Raw genomic sequence first — 4,958 nt, 5'->3', positions numbered from 1 at the left:
TCATTATCCTTTCACGCCGCCGCTGGTGAGGCCCGAGATCAGCGCGCGCTGCATGACGAGGCCGATCAGCACGGGCGGCAAGGCCGCCAGCACGCCGGCGGTGGCGATCAGCCCGTAATCGGAGACGCGGCCGCCGGCGAGATCGGCGATGGCGACGGTTAGCGTCTTTGCCCGCTGATCGGAGGTGAAGAGCAGGGCATAGAAGAACTCGTCCCAGGCGAGCAGCACGGCAAACAGCGCCGATGTCGCGACCACGGGCGCCGCCAGCGGCAAGGTGATGATGCGCCAGGTCTGGAACAGGCCAGCCCCGTCGATCATCGCCGCGGCCTCGATCTCGCGCGGGATGGAATCGAAACCCGATTTCATCAGCCAGGTGGTGAAGGGCGCGAGGATGGTCAGATAGATCAGCGCCAGGCCGAAGACGTTGTTGAGCAGGCCGAGCCAGGACAGACCCATGTAAAGCGGCACGGAGAGCGCCACCGGCGGCAGCATATAGGTGGCGATCACCATCGACAGCGACCAGCCGACCGAAGGCGTGCGCGAGACGGCCCAGCCGGCCGGCACGGCAAGGACGATAGCGGCAAGCGTCGCCATGCCGGCGACTTCCAGGCTGTTGCGCAGCGAGGCGGTAAAGGCAGCACCCGCGCTGTTTTCGGCCGTCGACAGGAGCTGCGCGTAGCGCGAGAAGTCGGCCGCCTGCGGCCACCAGCGCAGCGGCTTGGCGGCGAGGTCGGCCGCCGGCGATATGCTCATGACGAAGAGCCAGGCGAGCGGCGCCAGGATGACGATGGCGAGCAGGATGGCGCAGATATAGACGAAGGCGGTGAAAACCGGGTTCCTGCGTTCCATCAGGTAGCGCTCCCCGCAGTCTTCCTCACCAGCGTCGCATAGGCGAAGGCGAGCACCGTGACGAGCAAGGTGACGATCAGCGCCAGCGATGCGCCGGAGCCGGCGCGCTGGAAGGAGAAGGCTTCCTGGTAGACGAGGATCGACAGCGAGCGCGTGCTGTTGGCCGGACCGCCGCGGGTCATGACCCAGATGATGTCGAAGACCTTGAAGGCCTCGATGGTGCGCAGCACCAGTGCCACCATCAGCGGGCCGGCGAGATAGGGCAGGATGACGAAGCGGAAGCGGTTGAACGGCCCGGCGCCGTCGACAAGTGCTGCGGCGGTGATGTCGCGCGGCACGGCCTGCAGGGCGGCCAGCGCGATCAGCGCGACAAGTGGAAAATTCTTCCAGCAGTCGGCGACGATCAGCGCCGCGAGCGCCGTGCCCGGCTCGCCCAGCCAGGAGCGGTAGTCATCGATGAGGTGGAGTTGCGTCAGCGCCGCGTTCAGCGCGCCATATTCCGGATTGTAGATCAGCCGCCAGAGCGTGGCGTTGACGACGGTGGGCAGCGCCCAGGGCAGGATCATCAGCCCGCGCAGCACGGCGCGGCCGCGGAACTCCTGGTTGAGCAGAAGCGCTGCCAGCACGCCAAGCACCATTTCGGCGGCGACCGAGACGACGGCGAACCAGGTGGTGGTCGAGAGCGTGCGGGTGAAGTTCGAACTCGTCAGCATCTTGGTGTAGTTGTCGAAGCCGACGTAGTTGCCCGCCGTGCCGACCAGCTGGGCGTCGGTGAAGGAAAGCCTGACCGTATCGACCAATGGCCAGCCGATGACGGCGACCATGATCACCAGCAGCGGCAGCATCAACAGCCACGCGCGAGTCGTCATCCAGGTGCCCGACATCAGAGGCGCCTCTTTCCCTTCATCCGGTCAGAAACAGCACAGGCGGCGCTCGTGGATGAGGCCGCCCGCGTCGAGGAATGCCAGATCAGAGGCCGCTGTTTTCGGCGGCGGTCTTGAGCGCGTCTTCCGGCGTCGTCTGGCCAAGCAGCGATTCCTGGATCGCCTGCTGCAGGGCCGTCGACAGCTGCTGGTATTTCGGCGTGGTCGGGCGCGGATACATCGCGGCGAGACCCAGCTTGGCGGCGGCGATCAGCTCTTCCTGGCCCTTGGTGACGCCCGGGTCGTCATAGGACGAGGCCCAGATCGGCAGCGAGAGCTTGGCATACTGGTTCTGCGTCGCCTGCGAGGTCATGAACTCGATGTATTTCCAGGCTTCGTCGGGGTGCTTCGACACCGCCGTGATGCCAAGACCCATCGAGCCGTTGACGGCCGAGACCTCGCTGGTGCCGGCGACGCCGGGCGCCGGCACGACGCCGACCTTGCCGGCGACCTTGGAGTCCTTCGGATCGTTGGCCATGTTGTACATGTAGGTCCAGTTCAGCGCGAAGGCCGCGTCGCCGTTCTCGAACACCTTGCGGACGTCCTCTTCCAGGAATTCCTTGGAGTTCGGATTGGTGAGGCCCGATTTGTAGCTGTCGACCATGTATTTCAGCGCCGATAAGCCACCGCCATTCTGGAAGTCGGGCTTGCCGTCCTTTAGGAAGTCGCCGCCATAGGCGCTGACCAGCGTGGTGTAGTCGCAGACAGCGGCTTCAGCCTGTGACCAGCTCCAGGCGATCGGCGTCTTCAGCAGCCCCTTGTCCTGGATGATCTTGGCCTGCTGGCCGAGCTCTTCCCAGGTCTTCGGCGGCGCCTTGATGCCGGCCTTTTCCAGGATTTCCTTGTTGTAGAACAGGTATTTGGTGTCGAGGATCCACGGCATGCCATAGTACTTGCCGTCATATTGCACGGTGGTCCAGGCGCCGGGCAGCACGCCCTTCTTCATGTCGTCGGTGATCTTCGAGGATACGTCGACCAGCACCTTGTTGGTCGCGTATTCGGCCGGCCAGATCACGTCGAACAGCACCACGTCATAGCCACCGCCCGAGCCTTGGGCGAGCACGGTCTTGTCGTGCAGGCCTTCATAGGGAACGAATTCGAGGTTCACCTTGATGTCGGGGTTGGCCTTGGTGAAGGCCTCCGTCATCGAGCGCACGTCGGCCTCGCTATAGGCGGCCTGCGCCATGAAGAGGGCGTTCAAGGTGGTCTCGGCGAAGGCGTGGGGGACGAACAGCCCGCCGACGAACACCGCGCCCAGAAGTGTCTTACCGATCGATTTCAGCATTTGTCTTTCTCCCATTTCGACAGCTGCAAGTCGGCGGCGAAGCTTATGCCGCCGCTTTCTCGAATTGCATCGCGTGTGACCGGATCTGTCCTGAACGGCGCGCGGCGGGAGCTTGAGGCTTTGCCGTCTTCTTGTGGAGCCGCCCGGGTTTCACCTATTAAGTCAATTCGCTTGACTTAATTAGTCGATCAATCCTTTAATCGAGTCAAGAGGGGAAAAGACGGTGCACGATATCAGCCCGATCCGCGCCAAGAGCGGCACCAACCAGGAAGGCACCAGCGCGCACAACCGCCGTGTCATGATCGAGGCGCTGCGGCTCAACGGCGCGCTGTCGCGTGCTGACCTGGCGCGAGCGACGCAGCTTACCAAGCAGGCGGTTTCCAACATCATCGAGGATCTCGAGCGCGATGGGCTGGTTGTCGCGCTGGACGCGGTGCGCAAGGGCAGGGGGCAGCCCTTCACACCATACCGGCTGGTGCCCGAGGGCGCCTTCGCCATCGGGCTGCAGATCGACCGACATTTGACGCGCGTGGTGGTGGTCGACCTCGTCGGCAAGGTCATCGCGCGCGCCGAGGCAGGTCTGCCGCTCGACGAGCCATCAGCCGGCGTCAAGACCATCCTCGGCCTGGTCGACCGCGTCAGGCGCGAGCTGGCTTCCTTGTTCGCCCAGTCCGAGCGGCGGCTGGTCGGCCTTGGCGTCGCCATGCCGGGGCCGTTCGGCCTAAGGGAATCCGACGACACATGGATGATGCCTGCCTGGCAGCAATTCCCGCTGCTCGAGACGCTTGCCGCCGGCACCGGACTGAATGTCGGGCTGCAGAACGATGCGGCGGCCTGTGCAACGGCGGAGCGCATCGTCGGCGCCGCGCATGGCGTCGATCACGCGGTCTGCCTGTATGTCGGCTACGGCATAGCCGCCGGGCTGATCCTCAATGGCGAGCTCTACAATGGCGGCAGCGGCAATGCCGGCGAGATCGGCAGGGCGCTGCTGTCGCCGGCCGGTCCAGGCTCGACGCCGTTGGAGCACCGCGCCTCGCTCGCCTCGCTCTACCAGCATCTCGGCCTCGATCCCGCCGAAAGGGGGCTTTACGAGAAGCTCGGCGCGCTGGCGCTCGCGCAGGACGCAAGGGTCATGAGCTGGGTCGAAAGAGCCGCGTCCGACCTGCGCTGGAGCGTGCATCTGATCGAAACGATCTTCGATCCGCAAACCGTCATCCTCACCAGCACCGCGCCCGAGGCGCTGGCCCAGCTTCTGCACCAGGCCATGCATCCGCTTCTGCCGTCGATCGCGGATCGGCCCGCCCGCCGCCTGCCGCGGCTGCAACTGGGCACCACCGATCCCTGGGCGATCGCGGTGGGCGCCGCCGCCGAACCGATCAGCCGGGCCTTCGACCCACGTTTTTCCGCTATCCTGAAGGCCGGATAGAACGCTGACGATTAGCCGGTCGCCTGCTCCATACAGGTGGCCAAAGCCGCGTCGATGATGGCGAGCTTGACCGCCTGCGCGGTGAGGTACTCGCTGTAGAATTCGTTCGAAATCCACATGACGGAATGGCCGCGCCGCCCAAGCCAGCCGACGCTGCCGAGCGCCTCGGCGTCGCGCAGCTTGCGCGCAAGGTGGGTACGCGACAGCTTCAGCCACCTGGAGAAGTCGCCGATCGACAGCACGCCAGTCGGAATGCGCTCCTGGCCGGCATCCTGTGGGTCGACGCCGGCGATCAGCCAATCCATGACGACGCCGCCATTGTTGAGCCATGTGAACAGCGAAAAAGTCTGTTGCGGCTCCCGCACCGGCACCGAGGAGATCAGCCCATCCGCGATCAGCGGCTGCAACCGCACCAACATTTGCGGCCGTGCCTGGAACATTTGCAGCCGGCTCCCGCCGTCAAGAGCATCAAGCG

4 protein-coding genes and 1 pseudogene are annotated in these 4,958 nt (G+C 65.0%); 1 reads left to right on the top strand and 4 read right to left on the bottom strand.

Features of this window, described 5'->3' with window-relative positions; all coding sequences use genetic code 11:
- Positions 1-3: 3 nt before the first annotated feature.
- The 3 genes from EOA28_RS24675 to EOA28_RS24665 all read right to left on the bottom strand — a co-directional run bounded on the left by EOA28_RS24675 (position 4) and on the right by EOA28_RS24665 (position 3,057).
- Positions 4-849, bottom strand: coding sequence for a carbohydrate ABC transporter permease (locus EOA28_RS24675; RefSeq protein WP_127251386.1), 846 nt, complete (start codon positions 847-849; stop codon positions 4-6).
- Positions 849-1,733 carry a sugar ABC transporter permease gene (locus EOA28_RS24670; protein ID WP_127251385.1) on the bottom strand — a complete coding sequence of 295 codons (885 nt, stop codon included), beginning with the start codon at positions 1,731-1,733 and terminating at the stop codon, positions 849-851. The genes EOA28_RS24675 and EOA28_RS24670 overlap by 1 nt, the downstream gene beginning before the upstream one ends.
- A gap of 85 nt (positions 1,734-1,818) precedes the next feature.
- Complete coding sequence (locus EOA28_RS24665) at positions 1,819-3,057, bottom strand: extracellular solute-binding protein (RefSeq protein ID WP_127251384.1); 1,239 nt, start codon at positions 3,055-3,057, stop codon at positions 1,819-1,821.
- 223 nt (positions 3,058-3,280) lie between these two features.
- Between EOA28_RS24665 and EOA28_RS24660 the strand changes: the two genes are divergently transcribed.
- Positions 3,281-4,483 (top strand): ROK family transcriptional regulator, encoded by a 1,203-nt coding sequence (locus tag EOA28_RS24660; RefSeq protein WP_127251383.1) that lies wholly within the window; start codon positions 3,281-3,283, stop codon positions 4,481-4,483.
- Between the two features lie 11 nt (positions 4,484-4,494).
- Here the strand turns inward: EOA28_RS24660 and EOA28_RS24655 are convergent.
- A pseudogene (locus EOA28_RS24655) lies at positions 4,495-4,958 on the bottom strand (hypothetical protein); the annotation flags it as partial.

The organism is Mesorhizobium sp. M2A.F.Ca.ET.067.02.1.1, assembly GCF_004023285.1.
GTDB lineage: Bacteria > Pseudomonadota > Alphaproteobacteria > Rhizobiales > Rhizobiaceae > Mesorhizobium.
This window is presented reverse-complemented; position numbering and strand designations above follow the sequence as displayed.